The following is a 21,665-nucleotide window of genomic DNA, read 5'->3' on the forward strand; positions in this document are numbered from 1 at the left end:
ATAAGAGAATGAAGAACTCAAACCAGCGTTTTTCTGAACTGGCAATCAGATGCTGCCAATCTCAGTAAAAAAGCTGGTTTGAGCGACCAGCCTAAACCAATTAACGCCCTATCTAGGTTAATCTAGCAAGCAATAGAATTTAGGTCGCTATGTACGTAGGAATCGATGGATGCCGGGGTGGCTGGCTGGTTGCCATCATTGACCAGGAAGCTAGTCTGCATCATTGCATGATACGCAGCCTGAATGAGCTACAATCTATCCCTGTTAAGCTAGCTTTAATCGATATTCCTCTCCACTTTGCGGATACCTCCTATCGAATCTGCGAAGTAGCGGCACAAGCGTTGCTGGGCGTTAAGAGAGCCTCCATTTTTTTTACCCCACATCGGGCAGCTGTATACGCAGCCACCTACGCAGAGGCAAACCGTCTCAACAGGTTGTACACTGACAAAGGCGTGTCGAAACAAACATGGAATATCTGCGCAAAAATAAGGGAAGCGAACCAGTTTCTAGGTGATCATCCGGACTATTCCATACGCGAAGCACATCCAGAGCTTTGTTTTTACTATCTCAACCAGCGGCAACCATTGCTGTCGAAAAAATCAACCCCTCAAGGGGCAGCTGACAGGCTGGGCCTCATTGCCAGGCATGCCGAGAGCTACCCTCAGGTAATCGAAAACACACTAAAGATAACGAAACGGAAAGATGTGAAAGTAGACGATGTGATCGACGCGACGATTCTGGCGATAAGAGCAAGTGACACGAATCTGCAATGTGTACCAGAAAATAGACCGTTCGATAAGCAGGATGTTATTCTGTACTAGGCTTTGTAAAGAAATCAATCTCCCCAATTAACCCAAGTGACAAATGTGTCAACTGCTGGTACGGCCCGTTTCTTCCGATTTACCCAAGCCCTTACGTAACAAATTATAAACACTGCTGATTCATAACGGTTGATAGACTTACGTTAGATAAGGCGACACGTTATGAAAAAGGGATGGATAATTGCGTTGGTAGTTGTGCTGCTTCTCGTGGCCGGTGGCTATATATGGTACAGCCGTTTACGGCACGAAGCGGCCTCCGAAAAAGGCCCTTACGACAATACCCTCAAACCCCGACTGGAATTAACGCGTTTCGATATCACGGGAATCAGCGACGATGCCGTGGACTTAACCATGTATATGCTGATCGACAATCCGTTGCCGGTTGGTTTTAAAGCGCATCAGCTAGACTACACCGTATTCATTGCCAATACTCCCATTGTTAAAGACGCATACAAAAAGCCTATTGAGCTTAAAGCGGGCGATAGTACCCTGATAAAACTGCCGGTGAAGCTGATGGTAAAAACGGCTACCAGCGTTCTGAAACCCCTTGAACGCAAGGACATTGACAGTACGACCTACAAAGTAAGTTCATCGTTTGCGCTCGATATCCCCATTCTGGGCGAGAAAACATTTACCACCACCATCGAACGACGACTCCCCACTTTTTTTATTCCGAAGATCAAGATCGAGGACATTGATTTTGGGCCATTGGGCTTAAAGCGAACGGACGTGGCCGCTAAAGTAGCTATAACCAATAAGAACAGGTTTCCCATGAACATCACTGATGCGCATTATACGGTTACCATAAACGGCAAACAGATAGCGGAGGGCGACCAACCGGAGCCTATTCTGATTAAAGCGCAGGCGACGACTCCGGTCATTTTTCCGGTAACGGCCCGACCCGGTAAAACCTTGAGCGTATTGCCCAAAATGCTGTTTGATAAGAAAGACACCCCTTACGAAGTTACGTTCCGCTGCAAACTGATCGATCGCCGAAATGACCCAATGCTCCAACACAGTAAGTTTGCGTCAACCATTCGGGGTACGCTGGACGATTTCAAAAAACTTAAAAAGTAGATGGGTTGTAGAATGTCGCATTTTTACAATCCCTCCCCATCACTTGTGTATAGGTTTGTGACTAAAACAACCTACACATCTCGTGAAAACCATCGCTGTATTAGGTATAGTATTTTTGGTAACTGCCTGTCAGAAAGCCGACAAGCCTTCTGAATTGGAGGCAGATCGGCAAAGCCAGTCATCGATTGAGGGGGCCTGGGAATTGGTCGAAAATCGAGTAGATGGTAAGCTGGAAAAACCCATTCGGCCACAGCAGATTAAGATTTTTCACGATGGCTTTTTCAGCTTCATCCATTACAATCCTGACGGCAGTTTTCACGGCGCAGGGGCAGGCACATACGCCCTGGAGGGCAATCAATACAAAGAAACCTTTCGTTACTACGACGACACAACCTGGGTGGGGTATGCTGATCAGCAAACCTGGGAACTACGTGGTGATACGCTGCTTTTTTCGGGCTTCAAAAAAGTGTTCGACCGGGCGGGTAAGGAAATGCCCGCCGACACCTGGGGTGGTGACAAATTCGTGGAAAAACGAGTGCGAGCCAAGCCCTGACTCCAATGAGTCGCAGGTGAAATCGGCGGCTATACGTTACTCTTTATACGATGGATCCGGGCATCCAGTCATTGGTGCATACCCGTATGCTTTTTCGTCGCCTGACAAAGTCAATGAGCTGATGTTTTCAGGAATGAATACGCATCAAATTCCACAAAATCACTGGCCTTGATATCAACGCCTGAAACCGCATTCCCTTTGACGGTAAACTTCGCCGGAAAAATTCCATATGCCTGATTCGAGTAAGTCAGCCGGAAGGTGTTATCGTCCATATACTCAAGTTTGGCCGTCAGGTTGGGGTGATGCTCGAAGGAAACGTTTAGCCCATCTCCCTCCGTCTTGATCGATATGGCTCCATAAATCGGATTGTGGTAAGTGCCCACATACGTTGCTAACGGTAAAATGGGCCTGGCCTTTTTCGCTACTCGGTCCGCCATGGCCTGTAATTCTTCGGCCTGTTTTTTCGCTTCCGACTGTGCTCCGGGCAAGAAGAAACGACTTCGATCGGTATACGGTACACCCAGGTAAGCGTCCAGAATCTGGTAGCGCAGGGCTTCGAAAAAGTTTTGATTATCCTGATTGGTCAGAATCGTAATGGCCAGTTTTTCTTCGGGCACAAAACAGGTGTTGGTCACAAAACCGAACGCGCCCCCCGTATGCCAGTACACTTGTCGACCTGCATAGTCGGTCATCAGTACACCCAGGCCGTAAGTACGTACGTGCGTTGGAAACAGGCCCGACTTTCGCGTCGTCAGGATCGTATTCCCATCGCGCGTTTTCTGAACCACCGACCAGGGTAGGATGCGCTTCCCCTCGAACCGACCACTATCCAGTTGCATCATGAGCCACTTGCTCAGGTCTTTCACACAGGAAACCAGGCTGCCCGCCGGGGCCAGGTTGTCGATATTGTCGTACGGCAACCGTTTCAATGGACCAAAGCTGTTTGTGTAGGGTCTAGCCATGTTCGGTCGATTCTCAGCACCTGTGGTGAGCGTGTAGGTATTAGTCATGCCCAACGGCCTGATGATGTTGCTTTCAACATACTGTTCCCACGATTGCCCCGACACCTTTGCCACAATCTCGCCTGCCGTTACAAAACCGGAGTTACAGTACCCATAGTCTTGCCGAAACTGGCCTTCCGGTTTCAGCAGCCGCATTCGTCTGACCACTTCTGCCCTGCTGAGGTTGCTGTTCCAGAACGTAAAATCGCCCTGAAACGTCTTGGTCCCCAGTCGATGCGAAAGTACATCCCGAATCGTCACGAGTTGTGTAGCAGCTGGGTCGTAGAGCTTATAGTCGGGCAGGTATTTCGTCACGTTATCATTCAGCGACAGCTTCTTTTCGTCGTCCAGCTTAGCGATCGCTGTACCCGTAAACAATTTGGTATTGGATGCAATGAAAAAGAGGGTATTTTCATCGACGGGTTCCGATTTGCCAGACGCCCCTACTTCCCGAACCCCATATCCTTTCGATACCACGACCTTACCGTCTTTAACAATAGCAATAGCCAATCCTGGAATCTGCCAGTCGGCCATCCCGCGTTTGATGTAGGCATCAAGGCTATCGGTAATGAATGAAGGCTGAGCTTGAGAAAACCCTTTGGGAATCAAGCAAATGATAAGGAAAGCAACGAGTACGTGACGAAGCATAGCACAAAACGATTTCTACACAAATAGGTACACTGCAAGATAAGTGACCTGCTTCTATGTTGTTCGTCAACTCAGAAACTTAATTCCCATGAATCAAACTATATCCGACTTTTTGCTGGTTTTCTGGGGAGTTTTTGCGCTCTTGTTTCCCGGCCTTCTCGTTCTGACGCTCATTAAACTGCTGATTGTGCTGTTCAAGGCCAACCGTTTTATGGATGAAGTAAGAGACTATATCCGCCGTCGGCAGTGAAAATTATTAACATCCCCTCAACTTATAATACTATAACTGACAGATACAATTAAGCCGCCCGATTGCCCAGTTGAAGATTAGCTTTCAACAGCCCATCCGCTTCCAGCAGTTGTGTAAGTGTCATTAAATTACGGGCACGAAGTTCGATATATTGCTGGGTATAGATACTCTCATCATGGGCATCCTGGTGCCGACGGATGATAGCCGTATCCATTTCTATCAACTTAAGAAGTCGGGCTATAGCAGCCGCCCGCTGTTCAGTGTTGTGTACGATTTCATCCAGTGATTCCATGGCTCAAAAATTCAGTTGAACAATACCTTTTTTACGGTTTGCAAGGCTCGTACCAAAATCGTGAAGCCATCGAATCTGATCCGACTCAAACCAGTTTCGCCGACGATGCCCCTCTGGGTAATGTATCACGAAATAGCCATCAATTCCACTATTTATCAAAAAACGTCGTTGTCGAATTTGCTCGATTGCTTTTTCGAATTGAAAATATACTTGGTAGTCGATAAAAACAACAAAGTCAATATCGTTTGGTTCCAGCTTTCGAGTTATAAAACTTCCATCAACCTAAACAGTAACTTCCGTTTTTACAGTTTGTTTCACATCATTCATGTAGCTAACGAATACATCAAAAAGCCAGTTTCGCTTAGTAGAAAACGGAAATTGCTCAACGAATTGCTGGCGGAACACGTCTAAATCTAGTTCTATAACTGCGTACGGAGTGAGGTTACCATATGCATCAAACGCCATAGTAAGTCAAGTTTGTCTACTTTTTAAATTAAAGCAAACGGGCCAGCAAGCCACCAATATAGTAGCTTAAACGGCAACAAGTAGAAAAAGATGAGCTTTTACCGCACAACCATTACCCGTTTGGTCAGCGTTCCCTGAGTGGTTTCAACGCGTAGAACATAATCGCCCATGGGCAGTTTACTAACATCAAGTTGGAGTGATTTCGTGGTTGGCCGTGATGCTTCGACACCTATAAAACGCCCCTGCATGTTAGCCAATTGAAGCGATTTAACGCCCTGCGTCAGCCAGTCCGATTCCAGAGTCACCTGAGTAGAAGCAGGATTCGGGTACAATTTCGTATCATCACTTAGTGGCTCAGTACCCGTAACGACAGCTGGCGCACGGAACACGGTAGCAACTGGAAAATCTCTGAACAACGAAGCCGTTTCGGTCGTAGCGTCGGTACCAAACCAATCGGTCAGAATAGCCGCGTACACCTGCCGGAAATCGGTCTGCATTTTCAGGTTGTTATTATCCAGGTCGCTCAGGTTTGGATTCTTACCCACCATCGGCGACTTAATGGCCGTACCAAACACAAACATAGGGGCCGATGTGCCGTGATCGGTACCGTAACTGCTGTTCGAGATAGCCCGTCGACCAAATTCTGAAAAGGTCATGCCTACTACCCGATCCTCCAGCTTCAATTGGGCCAGATCATTCTGAAAAGCCAGCACCGCATCCGACAGCGCTTTTAGTAAATTCGCGTGTGTGCCGGTAGTTGTGTCGGTGGCTACCACCTGGGCGGCATGGTTATCGAAACCGCCTAACGTAACATAATACACCTTCGTCTGAAGACCACCGTTAATGAGTCGGGCAATGATCTTCAATTGTTCGGCCAGCGCATTACCCGTCGGATACGTAGCCAGATTTTTCCCCTTGCCAGCCGCCGTCTTTATTTGCCCGGCATAACTCACCGAACTCGCCTGCTGTTGCCGAATGAACTCAACTTGCTGACCTACATAGCCTGTCAGGCTTGTTGTGGGTGAATTCGGTTTATCCCCTACCAGCCGGGCAAACGTATCGGGGTCCTGCAACACAATTGCCATCGAATCGGAAGGACCTAGCAAGGTTGTGGATGTCACATACCCAATCTGGATAGCTGGCGGATCGGGCATCTGTGTAGTAGGGTAGTTACTGGGAAACCCTGGAAACCGCTTATCCAGATAACGACCGGCCCAGCCCGAATCGGCCGTTTGGGTCGCATCAACGGCTGTCATCCAGATGTCGCTGGCCCTGAAATGCGAGAAGTTTGGCGTTGGATACGATACGCCCTGAACAATGCTCAGTTTACCATCGTTGAACAGTTGCTGTAACCCGGTCATGGCCGGATGAAGGCCCGTACCAGGATAATTTTTCAACTTAAGTGCTTTATCTTCCGGTATAGCAATATTCTTCCGAAAACTGGCCGAGGTGTAAACCCCCATCTGATCGAGCGGGATAACCGTATTCAGGCCATCGTTGCCTCCCTGCAACTGAATAATCACCAGTACCCGGTCGCTCGCAGCCGCCAGATTGACTAATGAATTAACAAACGACGACGAACGGGCAAGCGCACGGGCTCCGAAGCCATCAATCATAACCGGCAGCAACGACGAAGCCGCATAGTGAAGAAAATTACGACGCTTCATAAGTAAAGAGCGAAAGAGTGAATGAGCGAAAGAGTGAATGAGTAGCCTGAGAGCCTTCGCTCTTTCACTCATTCACTCTTTCGCTCTTTATACAATCTGGTATTCGGCCATTCGGAAAACGTACTGCAGAAAGGTAGTTAGCTTGATCTGGACGGCCTGTTTTTTAGCCGCATCGTTTGACGCCTTGATGTAATCGTTCCATTCGGCAGTCCATTCATAGCGCGGTAAGTTATTGAGCAAAACGGTATCGGTCAGAAAGTCTTTCTGGGACTGGTCCAGCGGAATAGCAATCAATTGGGCGACCATATCGTTTACCAGTTTGGCAGGGTCGGTAGGATCCGACAGCGTTTTTGCGTAGGCCAATACGTCAATAACGGCCTTACCATTTAGCTTAAGGGCATTGGTAGTAAGCGCATCCCCAAAAAAACCGCGTAACCCCAGAGTTGTCGAATTGATCCATTGCTGGTAGTAATCCGTCTGGTAATAAGCCGTCCAGCCAAATACGGTAGGCGGATTCAGCAAATCCTGTTGCTGTTCCTTTACCCGGCTATAGCTATAATTAGCAATCTGGTAGTAGCCCGTTATATTTTGCGTCGGGTCAGGCGCCTGTACTCCCCAGAACCGAAATGTACCAATAACCAGATCCGTCGGCGATTTGATCATAGCCCCCTGCAAGGCCGAATCGAAAAAGTGCTGACTCTGTAACAGCGCCGACATGATGGGTTTCAACTCAAAATTCGACTTTCGGAATAGATCAGCAAGCGGAATAATCACATTCGTTTCGACGTCGGTAGTAATATCAAAATTGACGAACCAACGATAAATGCGACGGCAGATGTAGCGGGCCGTCTCGGCATTTTTCAGGATCATATCGAGTAAATCATTCAACTCATCTAAACCTGCGTTATTCCCCGAGCGGCCTTTGATAACCGTATTCTGGTAGGTTGCCGAAAAGGTTTTATCCGTGGTGTCGTGCCGACTTGCCCGAAACGTGCTCCCAATCGTTGCCGTCGATGCATCGCGGTAGCCGGTATCAGCCCAACCCGTTAAGGCTCTGGCAGCCGCACGTACATCCGCTTCGGTGTAGCCACCGTTTCGGCCAATTGTAAACAACTCCTGAAGTTCGCGAGCGTAGTTTTCATTGGGTGTACCCGCTACGTTCTGGTTGCCGTTCAGAAACCGCAGCATGGCCGGGTCCTGGGTAACGGCAACAGCAAACGCTTTGAAATTGCCCAGTGCATACTGTCGAAGTAAGGTGTTATACCGATACATAAATCGGTAATCATTGACGGTCGAATCGTTGGTTACGAAATGATTGGACCAGAAGAGGGTCATTTTCTCCAGCAACGACACCGGCTGATTGAGCATCAGATTGGCCCACCAGAGTTTTACGTAGCCTTCCAGCTTTCCGGCATTTGTTTGATCGAATGGCTGATCAGTAAACGTCTTGCTGGTTGTAGGATCGAGCGGAGGAGCAGGCGTGGGCTGATCGGCCAGCAGTTTTGTAACGATCTGAGCGGCTGTTTGTCCCGTAAGTGTTTTGAGCTGGTCGGGCGTAGGGCCGAAGGTAGTCCGTCGAAGTAGGTAAGCGACCTGACTGGCGGTTAGCGGTTTTGTATACGCATCAAGTAGAGCCACAACATCATCGATTAAAGTACTGGGTTAGACTATTGGTTAGTGACAAAAATTTCACCGTCAGAGTTTAAAGTCAAGCTCAACATTAATTCCATTTTAATAAACATCAAGCCTAACTGAATGACCTTTTAAAAAATAAGTAAAAATACCACTAACATTCGGATCATTTTTTGTGGCCTATTCGGCTTTTCATTCCAAAATTAGCTAACAGTAACCTATATTAAAATAAAACACAATTAAATGACCTTTTACACAATATTAGTAATTTTTAATTTACCTATATCCACTAAAATTAGATGGTAGGTATAGTTTTTGTTCCCATAAACATATATTGGTTATATTAAAATTGAGTCTATAATTAGTTCAATAGACGCTTAATCCTTCGCCACAGTATTTTTTACAAGGCTATCGATTAAGTGATTTTGCTTATACTTATCCAACTACAATAGCTGCTTTTTATTGCTCAGGACTATTGCCCGGACACTTACCATTTCTTAGCGTAAGCCCATCCACAATAGGTCTGTGATGTTCTATTTGTTTGTGGCTACAGCCCACCAGTAACGCCTTCACGTACTACGTATTTTCTAACCAAACACAAAGGCTATGATGTGGTCGGTTTGCCTGTTTCCCATTTGTATCTGATCCATCAGTCACCTGTTTTCTATCCTATCATCTCTTTTTACCAATTTGGAATAACCTCCTTATGCCAGCAACTCTACTCAATCTACTCAAACGTTTCTTCGCTCTGTGGTCCATTAGTCTTCTTCTGATAGTTTCTACAGCAGCTTGGGGCCAGACCGGCATTCGTTATTCAGTGAAGCTCCTGTCGGATGGGGTCACGTATCAGGTATCTCTGTCCAGTACCGTAAGTTTTACTGGCAGTGACCGGCAGACAAACAGTGCTCAGATTACCATTGTGGCCCCTGCTAACAGCTTTACGGTAACCTCGCTATCGTCGGTCAATGGTACCTGGGCCAATAACACAACCGTTCGGGCTCCTTCTCAAAATAGCAGTAAAGACTATTTTATCTTTGGTCTGACGAATAACGGGGTATCTATCCCCTATACGGCCAGTACAGAAACCATTTTATTCACCTTTCGGAATACGGGCAGTTGTGCAGGTGCTCTTGAGGTATGGGCGAGTACTGACCCATTTAAGCCCAATCCCCCAGTCCAGCCGATCAATGTAGGAAACGACCTGACCGCACAAGGATTTACCCTGGCAGGTGTCAGTAATGCCTGGCTCGGTAATTACGGAGTTGGCGGAGCCAACTGTTCGCTACTGCCTGTTGTGGCAATTCTGAGCCCATCAGCAGCTAGTTTGACCAACCTAACGCCTACTGTGAGTGGCACGGTTACGGCCAATTCGAGCGTAACCCTTACGGCACCGGGTGGTCAGTCATGCGTAGTAAGTGACGGCGGCACGGGCAACTGGTCGTGCAATTCGCTGACATTATTGGCAGGCCCCGTTACGCTGACGGCTGTAGTTCGAAATAGTGTAGGCCCCGGCAATACAGCTACCGTTAGCTTTACGGCGGTAGCCCCTCCTACTATTGTGATCACCAGTCCCGCTCTAAGCGCCCAGACCAATCAGTCACCCATTGTAAGTGGTACGGCTACCAGTGGCGCGAGTGTGACCGTTACCAGCCCCAACGGTTCGTCCTGTGTCACTACGGCCGACGGCAGCGGCAACTGGTCCTGTAGTTCCATCACGGTTCCAACCGGCCCGGTTACCCTTACCGCTACTGCCGGAAACGTGGGTGGACGAACAACAACAACGACGACATTTACGGCTAATCCGCCCCCTACAATCGCGATTCAGAGTCCAACTGCCGGTACCCAAATCAGCAACTCTCCTACCGTAAGCGGTACGGCTACGCCAAGTGCCAGTGTAACCTTACTGGGGCCCAATAGCCAATCGTGCGTTACAACCGCCAATGCCAGCACTGGCGCCTGGTCCTGTAGCTCATTTGCTTTACCAGCAGGTCCGGTTACGCTGACGGCCACAGCCAGCAATATTGGCGGAACCGCTACGGCTACAGCCAGCTATTCGGTACTGACTACGTTAGCCTCATGCGGCCAGACACTAAATTTCCTCTCCTCATTTACCGCTACAGCCCCCCGAACGGTCGACGCGTCAACGGTTCAGGTTGTTTCTCAACCCTCTACAGGCTATATCTATGTAAATAGTGATGGCACGATCCGATTCCAGCCCAACACATCAGCCGCCGGGATAGCTACCTTTACCTTACAGGCAGCCTCCGTTACGTCGACATCCTACATCACATCGTCGGCAGCCAATTTCGATAAAGACCTTACCTGTGCCCTTTGTAGCGTATCAAGTCTCGGCAGTCTGACATCGGCCAGTACAAGCGATTTTGCCACCATCAACCAGACAGTAGCTGTAGCTGGAACGGTATCCGTTCGGGCAAAACTGAACGGCACCGGGCAAAAAGGGGATCTGGCCGGTTTTGTCATCGGCAACAGTGGCTTACTCTCTGTATCCACCTTTCCCACGCTGACCATTCGAACGTACCTGGGTGGTGTCCAGAAAGACAGTTACACGGTGCCCAGCCTGGCTAATGTACAGCTTCTGAGTGGGTCACGCTACGAAATCAGTTTTCCAACCACATCGTCGAATTTTGATGAAGTTGAGTTAAGCGTGAAAGCAGGTTTAGGCTTATTGGCGACAACGGACGTCTATTATGGGTTTGCGAAACCGAATCCCCAGTACCAATCGCTCACCTTCAATGTAGCCTTCCCCGCCAATCTCTGTACGGATGTATTGTCCCAAACAGCCTGCCCTCAGTCGTTCAGCGTGTTGTCGAACGATATTCCCAGTGGGTCAGGAATAGTCGACCCCACTACGGTCAGCATCGTTTCTCAACCGGGCAATGGTACTGCCACCGCCAATACCAATGGGACGATTAACTTCCGACCATCTGACCCTAGTTCCGGAACCGCTGCATTTACCTATCAGGTATGCACGAAAGTAAATCCGACATCGGCACCCAACAATACCACTGTAGGTGTTTCGTCGAGCGGCTTTGTCAGTGCGGCCTGTGTTGGGTGCGCCATCACCAATGTATCGGCAGTGGGCGACGCCGATATAACCAATAGTGCCAGTATTACGACTACCGTTGGTGTATCGGGCTACGGCTACATTCGGGCTAAACTAAGTCGGATGGCTTCGGCTGGCGACTATGCCGGATTTGTCGTCGAAAATACATCACTGGTGCAGGCTACCCTTATCAATTCGCTCACAGTCGTTACCTATAAAGGAACGCTTCTTCAGGAGTTAGTCACCACCAGTGCCCTACTGGATGTATCGATTTTATCGACGGGCAAGTATAAAGTACGATTCCAGACGACCAAAGAATTTGACGAAGTAGAAATTCGCCTGGGGGCCTTAGGCACGATTGGCTCCTTGACAAATATCTACTACGGCTTTGCCGAGTTTGGACAGACCTGTTCCGTATACAACGCGTCGGTCAGTTTCCCGGCAGGGATGGCGTATCAATGTCCGGGTGCCTTTACGTTTGGCAACTGTGCTTCCTCAACGGTCAGCGGTACGCTCATCGTGGGCTATCCTTCTTCGGGCACACTAACGTTCCCATTGACTGTCAATCTGGCGGGAACCACCTCTGTATCTGTAGTGGGTAGTGGCATTACAGGGGTGAGTACCCAAACCATCCTGAGTGGTCAAACGTCGTTTACATTACCATTCAGCTACGATGGCAGCAGCCCGCGTGGGGTGCGGTCATTGACTGTTACGTCAGCCGAAGCAACAGGTAGTTGCTCAACAACCGTTCTGGTTCATGTTATACCCACTGTTGCGATCAATACTCCTACAGCCAGTAGCCAAACCAACCTGACACCGACCGTAAGCGGCACTGTTACAACAGGAGCAAGCGTGACGATTTTAGCCCCCGGCGGTCAATCCTGTACCCCAACCGTCGATGGAAGTGGCAACTGGTTATGTAACTCCCTGACCTTAACGGCTGGCCCAGTAACCTTAACGGCCGTAGCCGTCAATGAAGTGGGCAGTGCTACCGCTACAACAACTTTTCTGGCAGTAGCTCCACCTACCATTGCGATTCAGGTTCCAGCCCCCAATAGCCTGACCAGCCTTACCCCGCTGGTAAGTGGTAGCGTTACGGCCGGGGCATCTGTTACACTGCTGGCTCCTGGAGGGCAATCCTGCCTGCCAACTGTAGTAGGTACCAGTTGGTCATGTAGTTCGCTGGTGCTAACGGCTGGCCCTGTTACGTTAACCGCCATTGCCAGCAACATTGGTGGTACGGCTACAACGACCACTTCGTTTACAGCCATTAATCCACCCACCATTGCGATTCAGGTTCCGGCTCCTAATAGCCTGACCAGCCTTACGCCACTAGTAAGCGGTACCGTTACAGCCGGGGCATCTGTTACGCTGCTGGCCCCCGGTGGGCAATCCTGCCTGCCAACTGTAGCAGGCACCAGTTGGTCATGTAGTTCGCTGGTGTTAACGGCTGGTCCCGTTACGTTAACCGCTATTGCCAGCAATGTTGGTGGTACAGCCACGACGACCACTTCGTTTACGGCCGTTGCTCCCCCAACCATTGTGATCAGCACCCCAGCTGCCAATTCAACTACCTACCTTTATCCAGTAGTTAGCGGAACAGCCACGCCCAATAGCAGTGTGACGGTATTAGCACCCGGCAATGTCCCTTGTGTAGTAGCTGTATCAGGAGCCGGAAGTTGGTCGTGTACTTCGCTTACAATAACCCCTGGCACGGTAAGTGTCACCGCCCTTGTCACCACTATCGGCGGCTCCGCTTCGGCCGTTACGAGCTTCACCGTGGTAGCTCCCCCGTGTACAACGCCATCAGCACTTACATTATCCCCTTCAGCAGTATCGCTCAATATTGGAGAGAGTATTACCATTACAGCACAGGGAGGAACGCCTGGCGTATTGAGTTGGTCAGTCAGTCAGATTTCGGGGATTAGTCCAGCTACCAATGGTACCGGAACACCAACGGCTTCGCTGACCTTTGCTACAGCTGGCTCCTATACAATTTCTTACACAGCCACGAATGGCACCCTGCCGATCAACTGCGACAGTCCAGTAAGCGTTACGGCGAGCACAACCATTACGGTAACCGATCCACTGGTCGTTATTCGTCCTAAGGTGTTCCTGGGTGGGGCATACGATGCCACAACGGGGTTAATGCGCGATAACCTGCGCGAGCGAAATCTTTTACCTTTAATTCAGCCCTACTCTTCTGCTTTGCTTGTTGGTTCTGGATTCACGCACGTAGGTGGAGGAGGCAACGAATCAACCACTTCTGATGTACTCAGTACCACTGGTGCCAATGCCATTGTCGATTGGGTGTTTGTCGAGCTGCGAAGTCCATCCAGTGCGTCGACAGTAATCGCCACGAAGGCGGCACTGGTTCAACGCGACGGTGATGTTGTTGATGCAGATGGCACATCTCCCCTATCGTTCAGTGTCGGCGCGGGTAGCTATTATGTAGCCATCCGCCATCGAAACCACCTGGGTGTAGCCACATTGAATACGCTGGCATTAAGTAGTACAGCCGTAACGGTTGACTTCACCACCCTATCGACACTCACATACGGCACGAATGCCCAGCGGCTTATCAACAGTAAGCAAGTGCTATGGCCAGGTAACACCAATGGAGTCGACGGGTCATCCAAACGACGTGTCATTTATCAAGGCAATGGTAACGATCTCACCAACGTGTTTAGTCAGGTACTTCTGGAAAACGGCAACACACTTTCATTGCCAACTTACATTGTACAACGCTACCAAACAGGCGATGTAAACCTGGATGGCGAAATAAGGTATCAGGGTCCGGATAACGACTTACTGACAATTTTTTCGACTGTGATTCTGTACTCGGCGCTGGACAATACGTACGATATATCCTATATCGTTCAGGAGCAGATTCCCTAACATATGCCATGCCCGAGATACCCCTGTTCAGGCGGGTATCTCGGGCTAAACCATTTTCATTGCTTAACGAACACATAAATAACCTGCTGTACCCAGTTTATACGATGAATACACCAGGCCTACTAACGACCCAAAAATTCTTATGACTAGTTCTATACGGTTAAAGCAGTATCCGAAGCTTCTCCTCTTTTTGCTGATTGGGGCGGGTGGCATGCCGGTTTGTCTGGCTCAGGATGGCATTTATTATGCTGTTAAGCTCCTTCCCGATAAAGTCACTTACCAGGTATCATTAACAAGCACATTAAGCCTTTCGGGAGTCAATCGCCTGACGAACAGCGGCCAGGTGACTATAGTAGCCCCGACTAACAGTTTTACCGTAACCAACCTGCAAAGTAGCAATGGGATCTGGAGCAATAACACAACGGTTCGCCATCCCGTCGAAAATCCGGGCTATGATTATTTCATTTTCGGACTTACCCCAAGTGCACCCATGCTACCTTATAGTGCCACACAGGAGACTGTCCTGTTCACCTTCGCCAATAATGGTGCCTGTACCGGACCGATTGAGATATGGACTGCTAACGACCCATTTCAGCCTAATCCACCAACCCAACCGATCAACGTCGGCAATGATCTGACGGCGCTCGGTTTTGCGTCGAATGGGATGTTGTACAACGCCTGGAAAGGCAACTACAATGTGGGGAGTGCGACTTGTGCCCCTTCGCCCACCATCGCCATTCTAAGTCCAGTCGCCAATTCCACCCTCACCACAACCACCGTAACCGTCAGTGGTACAGCCACGGCAGGAGCTAGTGTAACCCTTCTTGAAGGCGGTAACCAGCTCTGCTCGACCAACGCGGCTCAGGATGGTAGCTGGTCCTGTAGCATTCCGTTTAGCACTGGCCTTCATACCCTTACAGGTCGAGCCAGTACAATAGCGGGCCTGAGTAACCTGGCAACCACAACGTTTACCGTGAGCAATAACTGCCAGCCAAAATGCATCCCTATTGTTATTACGGTACTTCACCGAAGGCGATGAACCTGACCAATAAAAAACAGCCCTTGCTTCTTAGCTATGTAAAGAAGCAAGGGCTGTTTCTATAAAGAGCCGGTCAATGTGCCGGGCTACCAATCAATCGACTATAACTGAGGCTGTTCAGCTACGAGTTTTTCATCGACATGACCAGGCTTGCGATTACGCATCCAGAACCACAGTACAACAAAGGCAACAATCAGGAAGATTGGGAACATGGTCATTTTGGCAAGTGTAGCCTGACCCGCAGCCAGTTCCAAGGCATCTCCAGTTAACCCAGTAGTCGCTTTTTCAACTTTGGCTGAATCAATCCAACCACCAATAATGGGTTGCCAGATGGAGGTAGAGAACATACCTACACCACCAATGATCGACATACCCAGCGCACCACTAGCCGGAATATTTTCGGCAACGAACCCAATCATGGTCGGCCAAAAATAACAGACGCCAATGGCAAAGAAAATAGCAGCCACGTAGGCCATAGATCCTGTTTGCGTGCTGAATAAGTAAATGCCGATAGTTGCAAAAACGGCACCACCCAGCAGTACGCCCGTTTGATTGAGCCGATGGATGATTGGGCCACCAAAATAACGGCCAATGGCCATCAGACCTGTTGTTAGAGCCAGGATATACATCGGCGTAGCACCACTCTTACTCATAATCAGGCCAACCCACTGCTGTGGACCGAATTCTGAAATGGCGGTGAAGGCCATACAAACGAACATAAACAGGAAAAGCGGGGTAAGCATGGCCTGAAAATTACTGCCCAGCGAAGTGGCCTTTACTTCTTTCGAGGTTGGGAACGCCTGGCCAAAAAACAGGAACGCATAAACCACGGTAGGGATCATAATGACCCAAACCTGGGTTTGCCACGACAGACCCGCATCGGTCATGAATTTAGAGAGCAGGCTACCGATCACGATACCACCGGGAAACCACATGTGGAAGCGATTCAGCATCTTGTTCATCTGAGCGCCCGTAAACATATCGGCAATCATCGGATTACAAGCGGCTTCTGTACAGCCATTCCCGATACCAATCAGCAGGGTCGAAATCAGCAGGGTCGAATAACTTCCCGCGTAGATCGTCAGCAGGATCCCCAGCGTATGGCAAAGAAAAGCCACATTCATAATGACCTTGGGCCCTACTGAGTAATAAACCAGCCCACCAACAATCATAGCAATCGGGAAGCCGAAGAACCACATGGAGTTGATGAAACCTAACTGCTCAGCCGATAGCCCAAGTTCGGTACCTAGCTGAGGCAGAATACCAGCCCGAATACTGAACGAAAAGGCAGTTGTGATCAGTGCGAAGCAACTGGCCAGAAACAGTCGCGATGGATTGACGGTTTGATTCATTTTCTACAAGAGAGGATTTAGTGAGTTTAAGTTAATTAACGAACAAAAGGCGAATGAACAGATAAACTCCCCGCTCTTCGACCGTTTTTGTGCAAAATTTCCGAAAAATAAGAGAAAACCGCTAATTTCCAGCCGCGAAAAAAGGGGCGCATGGAAAGACGTTCACCTGGTTCAGGTTGCAAGTTGCAGGTTTAATGAACAAAACGTCAAACTTGAAACCTGAAACTTGCCATAAACTATAGTAAACTGCCCCCTGTAAACCGCTTTTTTACCCTGTTTACTCTCAACTTCATTACCAATGCACAGAAAATTGCGAATGGGTATGGTTGGCGGAGGGCTCGATGCCTTCATTGGCGCTGTTCACCGCCGGGCCGCTAGCCTGGACAACGAAATTGAACTGGTTTGTGGCTGCTTCAGTTCATCGCCCGACAAATCAAAAGCGACTGGTCATGCGTTGTACCTGCCCGAAGACCGGGTTTATTCCTCCTATGAGGAAATGATCCAGAAAGAGAAAGCGCTGCCGGAAGGTGAGCGGATGGATTTTATTTCCATCGTAACGCCCAACCACATGCACTTTCCCCCCGCCAAGATGGCGCTCGAAAATGGGTTCCATGTGATGTGCGACAAACCCATGACCCTCAACCTAGAAGAAGCCAGAGAGCTGGCCGAAATCGTTGAAAAGTCGGGATTGGTATTTGGCTTAACGCATAACTACACGGGCTACCCAATGGTGAAAGAAGCCCGCGACATGGTGCGCAACGGGAAACTGGGAAAGATTCGGAAAGTAGTCGTAGAGTACCCACAGGGCTGGTTGTCGAAAAAAGAAGAAGACAACAACTACAAACAGGCCATCTGGCGTACCGACCCGTCGAAATCAGGAGCTGCGGGTTGTATGGGCGATATTGGTACTCATGCTGAAAACCTGGCCGAATACGTTACGGGGCTGCAAATTGCCGAACTCTGTGCTGATCTGAGCACTTTTGTTCCGGGTCGTCTGCTCGATGACGATGGAAACGTACTGCTTCGCTTCGAAGGTGGTGCCAAAGGAGTTCTGCACGCCAGCCAGATTGCCAATGGCGAAGAAAATGCGCTGAAAATTTTCGTATACGGCGAACTGGGCGGTCTGGAGTGGCACCAGATGGAACCCAATACGCTCAAATACAAAACACAGGAAGGTCAGCGCATCATCCGACCGAACGTCGGTGATCTGTCGGCGGCTGCCAAAGCGCACTGGCGGCTTCCATCGGGCCATCCCGAAGGGTTTTTCGAAGCGTTCGCTAACCTGTATCGCAACTTTGCCTATGCTGTGAAAGCGCACATGGAAGGCCGCGATCCTGACCCGATTTACGACTTCCCTTCGGTAGCGGATGGCGTTCGTGGTCTGGCTTTTATCGACACGGTGATTGCCTCCAGCCAGGACGACACGACTAAGTGGACGAAATTTAAAGAGTGAAAGAGCGAATGAGTGAAAGAGCGATATACAACAAGGAGACTGTAGAGGAACAGGATGAACTCATTCATGAGGCTTGGGTGGATTACGCTGTTCACTCGAAAAGCCAGTTTCTGGATGACCTTGAAAAGCGACTCAAGCTATTTATGCTTCGTTGTGTCAAGGTATATCGCACCCTTTCGAACGAATATGATGCGCAGCATTTTGGTCACCAACTCATTCGTTCATCCTCGTCGGCAGCCGCTAACTTTCGGGCCGTTCGTAGAGGGCGAAGCCAGAAAGAGTATTATGCTAAACTAAGTGTTACAATTGAAGAATTAGACGAATCACTGTTTTGGCTCGAAACTTTAGTTTTTACTGAACTAGTGGTCGAACATCGCTTGGCCGACTTGATGGATGAAGGCTATCAACTATTAAAAATTCTCTCTAAATCCCGTAAAACAGCGAGCGACTGAATTAAAGAGCGAAAGAGCGAATGAGTGAAAGAGTGATAGTGGCGGAAATCGCTCTTTCACTCATTCGCTCTTTCGCTCTTTAAACCGCTCTTTCGCTCTTTAAACCCCTTATGCAAAAAATCAATGTTGGTGTCGTTGGCACCGGATTCATCGGCCCCGCGCATATCGAAGCGCTACGTCGCCTACCCAACACGAATGTCCTTGCCCTTTGTGAAGTAACGCCCGAACTGGCTCGTCAGAAAGCCGACCAGTTAGGCATCGAACGTTCCTGTACGTTTGATGAATTGCTAGCGATGGACGACATCAAAGTCGTTCACATTTGCACCCCTAACTTCCTGCACTACTCGCAGTCGAAAGCGGCTTTGCTGGCAGGCAAGCACGTGGTCTGTGAAAAACCACTGGCCAAAGACCTGCACGAAGCCGAAGAGTTGGTGGCTCTGGCGAAAGAGACCGGCCTGGTCAATGCTGTTCACTTCAACCTACGCTATTACCCACTGGTTCGGCAGATGAAAGTGATGCGCGAGCAAAATGATCTGGGCGACGTGTATTCGGTAATCGGCTCGTACCTACAGGACTGGCTGTTCTACGATACCGATTACAACTGGCGGCTCGAACCCGACAAATCGGGCGATTCGCGAGCTATTGCCGACATTGGTTCACACTTGATGGACAGTCTGGAATACATCACAGGGCTGAAAACAGTAGCGGTTATGGCCGACTTCAACACCATCCATAAAGTACGGAAGAAGCCCCTGAAACCTGTAGAGACCTACTCGGGTAAAATGCTGAAGCCTGAAGATTATGCCGACGTTCCCATCAATACCGAAGACCACGCCAACGTACTGCTGCGGTTCGACAATGGCAACAAGGGTAGCATCACGGTATCGCAGGTATCGGCTGGCCGTAAAAATCAGATGAAACTGGAAATCGCTGGTTCGAAGAAAACCTACGCCTGGAATTCTGAAGCACCTAACGAAATGTGGATCGGTAACCGCGACGGTGCCAACGAAGCCTTCATGCGCGACCCATCGCTGGCCCACCCCGAAGCCCGTTCGGTCATTTCGTTCCCCGGTGGTCACAATGAAGGTTTTCCTGATACATCGAAACAGTTGTTTAAAGAGGTATACGAAGCTGTTGCTGCCGGTAAGATGCCTGAAAACCCAACCTTCCCCACCTTCGCCGACGGCTACCGCGAATTACTCATCTGCGAGAAAATCCTGGAGAGCAATCGCAAACAGGCATGGGTGGAAATTTAAAGAGTGAAAGAGCGAATGAGTGAAAGAACGATATACGACAGCAAGAATCTACAAGAGCAGGAAAACCTTGTTCAGGAGGCTTGGGTAGATTACTCAGGCCAATCGAAAAGTCAGTTTCTGGATGATCTTGAAAAACGACTGAAATTATTTATGCTTCGTTGTGTGAAGGTGTATCGTACCCTTTCGAAAGACTATGATGTCCAACATTTTGGTCATCAGCTTATTCGCTCGTCCTCTTCGGCAGCCGCCAACTTTCGGGCCGTTCGTAGGGGACGAAGCCAGAAGGAGTATTTTGCGAAGCTCAGTGTCACCATCGAAGAGTTAGACGAATCACTCTTTTGGCTCGAAACACTTATTTATACTGAACTGGTACCTGAGCATCGCCTGGCCGACTTAATAGATGAAGGCTATCAAATTCTAAAAATTCTCTCTAAATCTCGTAAATCAGTGAGCGACTGACATAAAGAGCGAAAGAGTGAAAGAGCGAAGTGATCGCGTCAGCTACTCTTTCACTCTTTCGCTCTTTCGCTCTTTAAAAAGGATGAAAACAATGAAAGGTCCGGGCATATTTCTTGCCCAATTTTTAGGCGATACAGAACCCTTCAACTCGCTCGATTCCATTGCCAGATACATGGCCGATCTGGGCTACAAAGGCATTCAGATCCCAACCTGGGATGCCCGTTTGATCGACCTGAAACAGGCGTCGGAGAGCCAAACGTACTGCGACGAGCTGAAAGGTAAACTGGCCGACATCGGCGTTGAAATCACCGAACTGGCTACACACCTGCAAGGGCAGTTAGTGGCTGTACACCCAGCCTATGGCCCCATGTTCGACGGTTTCGGACCAGCCGAACTGGCCGGGAAGCCAAAAGAACAACAAGCCTGGGCTACCGATCAGTTGATCATGACGGCTAAAGCCAGCAAAAACCTGGGTCTTAAAGCTAGCCCAACGTTTTCGGGCGCCCTGTTGTGGCCGTTTATCTACCCGTGGCCACAGCGTCCGGCAGGTCTGGTCGAAACCGGATTTACGGAACTGGCTACTCGCTGGAAGCCGATTCTGGATGCGTACGAAGACGCTGGGGTCGATCTGGCGTACGAATTGCACCCCGGCGAAGACCTGCACGATGGCATAACGTTCGAAATGTTCCTCGAAAAAACAGGGAATCACCCCCGCGTTGGTATCAACTACGATCCTAGCCACTTTGTCTTACAGCAACTTGATTACCTGCAATTCATCGATTTCTATCACGAGCGGATTTTCGCCTATCACGTAAAAGATGCCGAGTTTAACCCAACGGGCAAACAGGGCGTGTATGGTGGCTATCAGGGCTGGGTAGAACGCGCTGGCCGTTTCCGCTCACTGGGCGACGGACAGGTTGACTTCTCAGGTATCTTCTCGAAACTGGCGCAGTATGACTATGACCGCTGGGCGGTACTCGAATGGGAATGTGCCCTGAAACACCCCGAACAGGGAGCCGCCGAAGGAGCACCATTCATCGAAAGTCACATCATCCGCGTCACCGAGCGTGCCTTCGACGATTTCGCCGGAACAGGTGCCGATGAAGCGTTCAATAAAAAGGTACTCGGTCTGTAAGGCTTGATTACCTGTTCCGTTTTTTGTGGTGAAGTTTTTTGTGGTGTCGGGTTCTCAAACCCGACACTTTTTAATTCTACGCTTTTGTAAAATGTTATTGTATTGATGATCGAATCGTGAGTTTGTTATTCCGAGCAAAGGGAGGAATCTC

General features: G+C 49.3%; 16 protein-coding genes. 11 read left to right on the forward strand and 5 right to left on the reverse strand.

Annotation, left to right across the window (positions count from 1 at the left end):
* The first annotated feature begins 149 nt into the window (after nucleotides 1-149).
* From BGO59_RS01805 to BGO59_RS01815, 3 genes are all read left to right on the forward strand, one after another.
* Nucleotides 150-821 carry a DUF429 domain-containing protein gene (locus BGO59_RS01805; RefSeq protein ID WP_293679595.1) on the forward strand — a complete coding sequence of 224 codons (672 nt, stop codon included), beginning with the start codon at nucleotides 150-152 and terminating at the stop codon, nucleotides 819-821.
* Nucleotides 822-983: 162 nt separating this feature from the next.
* Nucleotides 984-1,898: an LEA type 2 family protein gene (locus BGO59_RS01810; protein ID WP_293679598.1), complete on the forward strand. Its 915-nt coding sequence runs from the start codon at nucleotides 984-986 to the stop codon at nucleotides 1,896-1,898.
* An 82-nt stretch (nucleotides 1,899-1,980) separates the two neighbouring features.
* Nucleotides 1,981-2,451, forward strand: a complete 471-nt coding sequence (locus tag BGO59_RS01815; protein WP_293679601.1) for a hypothetical protein — start codon at nucleotides 1,981-1,983, stop codon at nucleotides 2,449-2,451.
* Nucleotides 2,452-2,561: 110 nt separating this feature from the next.
* On the opposite strand, the gene BGO59_RS01820 is transcribed toward BGO59_RS01815, so the two are convergent.
* Complete coding sequence (locus BGO59_RS01820) at nucleotides 2,562-4,100, reverse strand: serine hydrolase (protein WP_293679603.1); 1,539 nt, start codon at nucleotides 4,098-4,100, stop codon at nucleotides 2,562-2,564.
* A gap of 88 nt (nucleotides 4,101-4,188) precedes the next feature.
* Here BGO59_RS01820 and BGO59_RS01825 point away from each other — a divergent pair, with 88 nt between their 5' ends.
* The gene (locus tag BGO59_RS01825; RefSeq protein ID WP_293679606.1) at nucleotides 4,189-4,350 is read left to right on the forward strand and encodes a hypothetical protein; all 162 of its coding nucleotides are present in this window, start codon (nucleotides 4,189-4,191) and stop codon (nucleotides 4,348-4,350) included.
* Nucleotides 4,351-4,399: 49 nt separating this feature from the next.
* Here the strand turns inward: BGO59_RS01825 and BGO59_RS01830 are convergent, their stop codons facing one another.
* From BGO59_RS01830 to BGO59_RS01840, 3 genes are all read right to left on the reverse strand, one after another.
* Complete coding sequence (locus BGO59_RS01830) at nucleotides 4,400-4,642, reverse strand: hypothetical protein (protein WP_293679609.1); 243 nt, start codon at nucleotides 4,640-4,642, stop codon at nucleotides 4,400-4,402.
* Between the two features lie 563 nt (nucleotides 4,643-5,205).
* Nucleotides 5,206-6,774 carry a DUF1501 domain-containing protein gene (locus BGO59_RS01835; protein WP_293679612.1) on the reverse strand — a complete coding sequence of 523 codons (1,569 nt, stop codon included), beginning with the start codon at nucleotides 6,772-6,774 and terminating at the stop codon, nucleotides 5,206-5,208.
* Between the two features lie 87 nt (nucleotides 6,775-6,861).
* Nucleotides 6,862-8,412 (reverse strand): DUF1800 domain-containing protein, encoded by a 1,551-nt coding sequence (locus BGO59_RS01840; RefSeq protein WP_293679615.1) that lies wholly within the window; start codon nucleotides 8,410-8,412, stop codon nucleotides 6,862-6,864.
* 700 nt (nucleotides 8,413-9,112) lie between these two features.
* On the opposite strand from BGO59_RS01840, the gene BGO59_RS01845 reads away from it, so the two are divergent.
* Nucleotides 9,113-14,368, forward strand: coding sequence for an S-layer family protein (locus BGO59_RS01845; protein ID WP_293679617.1), 5,256 nt, complete (start codon nucleotides 9,113-9,115; stop codon nucleotides 14,366-14,368).
* A gap of 142 nt (nucleotides 14,369-14,510) precedes the next feature.
* On the forward strand, nucleotides 14,511-15,407 hold the full coding sequence (locus tag BGO59_RS01850) for an Ig-like domain-containing protein (RefSeq protein ID WP_293679620.1): 897 nt from the start codon (nucleotides 14,511-14,513) through the stop codon (nucleotides 15,405-15,407).
* A 101-nt stretch (nucleotides 15,408-15,508) separates the two neighbouring features.
* Here BGO59_RS01850 and BGO59_RS01855 read toward each other — a convergent pair whose 3' ends face one another.
* Entirely contained in the window at nucleotides 15,509-16,759 is a 1,251-nt protein-coding gene (locus tag BGO59_RS01855; RefSeq protein WP_293679622.1) for a sugar MFS transporter, read from the reverse strand.
* A 316-nt stretch (nucleotides 16,760-17,075) separates the two neighbouring features.
* Between BGO59_RS01855 and BGO59_RS01860 the strand changes: the two genes are divergently transcribed.
* The 5 genes from BGO59_RS01860 to BGO59_RS01880 all read left to right on the forward strand — a co-directional run bounded on the left by BGO59_RS01860 (nucleotide 17,076) and on the right by BGO59_RS01880 (nucleotide 21,514).
* Nucleotides 17,076-18,212, forward strand: coding sequence for a Gfo/Idh/MocA family oxidoreductase (locus BGO59_RS01860; RefSeq protein ID WP_293680253.1), 1,137 nt, complete (start codon nucleotides 17,076-17,078; stop codon nucleotides 18,210-18,212).
* Between the two features lie 8 nt (nucleotides 18,213-18,220).
* Nucleotides 18,221-18,664 (forward strand): four helix bundle protein, encoded by a 444-nt coding sequence (locus BGO59_RS01865; RefSeq protein ID WP_293679625.1) that lies wholly within the window; start codon nucleotides 18,221-18,223, stop codon nucleotides 18,662-18,664.
* Between the two features lie 110 nt (nucleotides 18,665-18,774).
* Nucleotides 18,775-19,920, forward strand: a complete 1,146-nt coding sequence (locus BGO59_RS01870; RefSeq protein ID WP_293679627.1) for a Gfo/Idh/MocA family oxidoreductase — start codon at nucleotides 18,775-18,777, stop codon at nucleotides 19,918-19,920.
* Between the two features lie 15 nt (nucleotides 19,921-19,935).
* On the forward strand, nucleotides 19,936-20,379 hold the full coding sequence (locus BGO59_RS01875) for a four helix bundle protein (protein ID WP_293679629.1): 444 nt from the start codon (nucleotides 19,936-19,938) through the stop codon (nucleotides 20,377-20,379).
* Between the two features lie 82 nt (nucleotides 20,380-20,461).
* On the forward strand, nucleotides 20,462-21,514 hold the full coding sequence (locus BGO59_RS01880; protein WP_080054755.1) for a sugar phosphate isomerase/epimerase: 1,053 nt from the start codon (nucleotides 20,462-20,464) through the stop codon (nucleotides 21,512-21,514).
* Nucleotides 21,515-21,665: the final 151 nt, after the last annotated feature.

Source organism: Spirosoma sp. 48-14 (genome assembly GCF_001898575.1).
GTDB lineage: Bacteria > Bacteroidota > Bacteroidia > Cytophagales > Spirosomataceae > Spirosoma.

Excerpts from the sequence above, each read along its gene's own strand:
- BGO59_RS01805 (WP_293679595.1), top strand. The coding sequence starts at position 150 with ATGTACGTAGGAATCGATGGATGCCGGGGTGGCTGGCTGGTTGCCATC.
- BGO59_RS01810 (WP_293679598.1), top strand. The coding sequence starts at position 984 with ATGAAAAAGGGATGGATAATTGCGTTGGTAGTTGTGCTGCTTCTCGTG.
- BGO59_RS01820 (WP_293679603.1), bottom strand. The coding sequence starts at position 4,100 with ATGCTTCGTCACGTACTCGTTGCTTTCCTTATCATTTGCTTGATTCCC.
- BGO59_RS01825 (WP_293679606.1), top strand. The coding sequence starts at position 4,189 with ATGAATCAAACTATATCCGACTTTTTGCTGGTTTTCTGGGGAGTTTTT.
- BGO59_RS01830 (WP_293679609.1), bottom strand. The coding sequence starts at position 4,642 with ATGGAATCACTGGATGAAATCGTACACAACACTGAACAGCGGGCGGCT.
- BGO59_RS01835 (WP_293679612.1), bottom strand. The coding sequence starts at position 6,774 with ATGAAGCGTCGTAATTTTCTTCACTATGCGGCTTCGTCGTTGCTGCCG.
- BGO59_RS01845 (WP_293679617.1), top strand. The coding sequence starts at position 9,113 with ATGCCAGCAACTCTACTCAATCTACTCAAACGTTTCTTCGCTCTGTGG.
- BGO59_RS01850 (WP_293679620.1), top strand. The coding sequence starts at position 14,511 with ATGACTAGTTCTATACGGTTAAAGCAGTATCCGAAGCTTCTCCTCTTT.
- BGO59_RS01855 (WP_293679622.1), bottom strand. The coding sequence starts at position 16,759 with ATGAATCAAACCGTCAATCCATCGCGACTGTTTCTGGCCAGTTGCTTC.
- BGO59_RS01860 (WP_293680253.1), top strand. The coding sequence starts at position 17,076 with ATGGGTATGGTTGGCGGAGGGCTCGATGCCTTCATTGGCGCTGTTCAC.
- BGO59_RS01865 (WP_293679625.1), top strand. The coding sequence starts at position 18,221 with ATGAGTGAAAGAGCGATATACAACAAGGAGACTGTAGAGGAACAGGAT.
- BGO59_RS01870 (WP_293679627.1), top strand. The coding sequence starts at position 18,775 with ATGCAAAAAATCAATGTTGGTGTCGTTGGCACCGGATTCATCGGCCCC.
- BGO59_RS01875 (WP_293679629.1), top strand. The coding sequence starts at position 19,936 with ATGAGTGAAAGAACGATATACGACAGCAAGAATCTACAAGAGCAGGAA.
- BGO59_RS01880 (WP_080054755.1), top strand. The coding sequence starts at position 20,462 with ATGAAAACAATGAAAGGTCCGGGCATATTTCTTGCCCAATTTTTAGGC.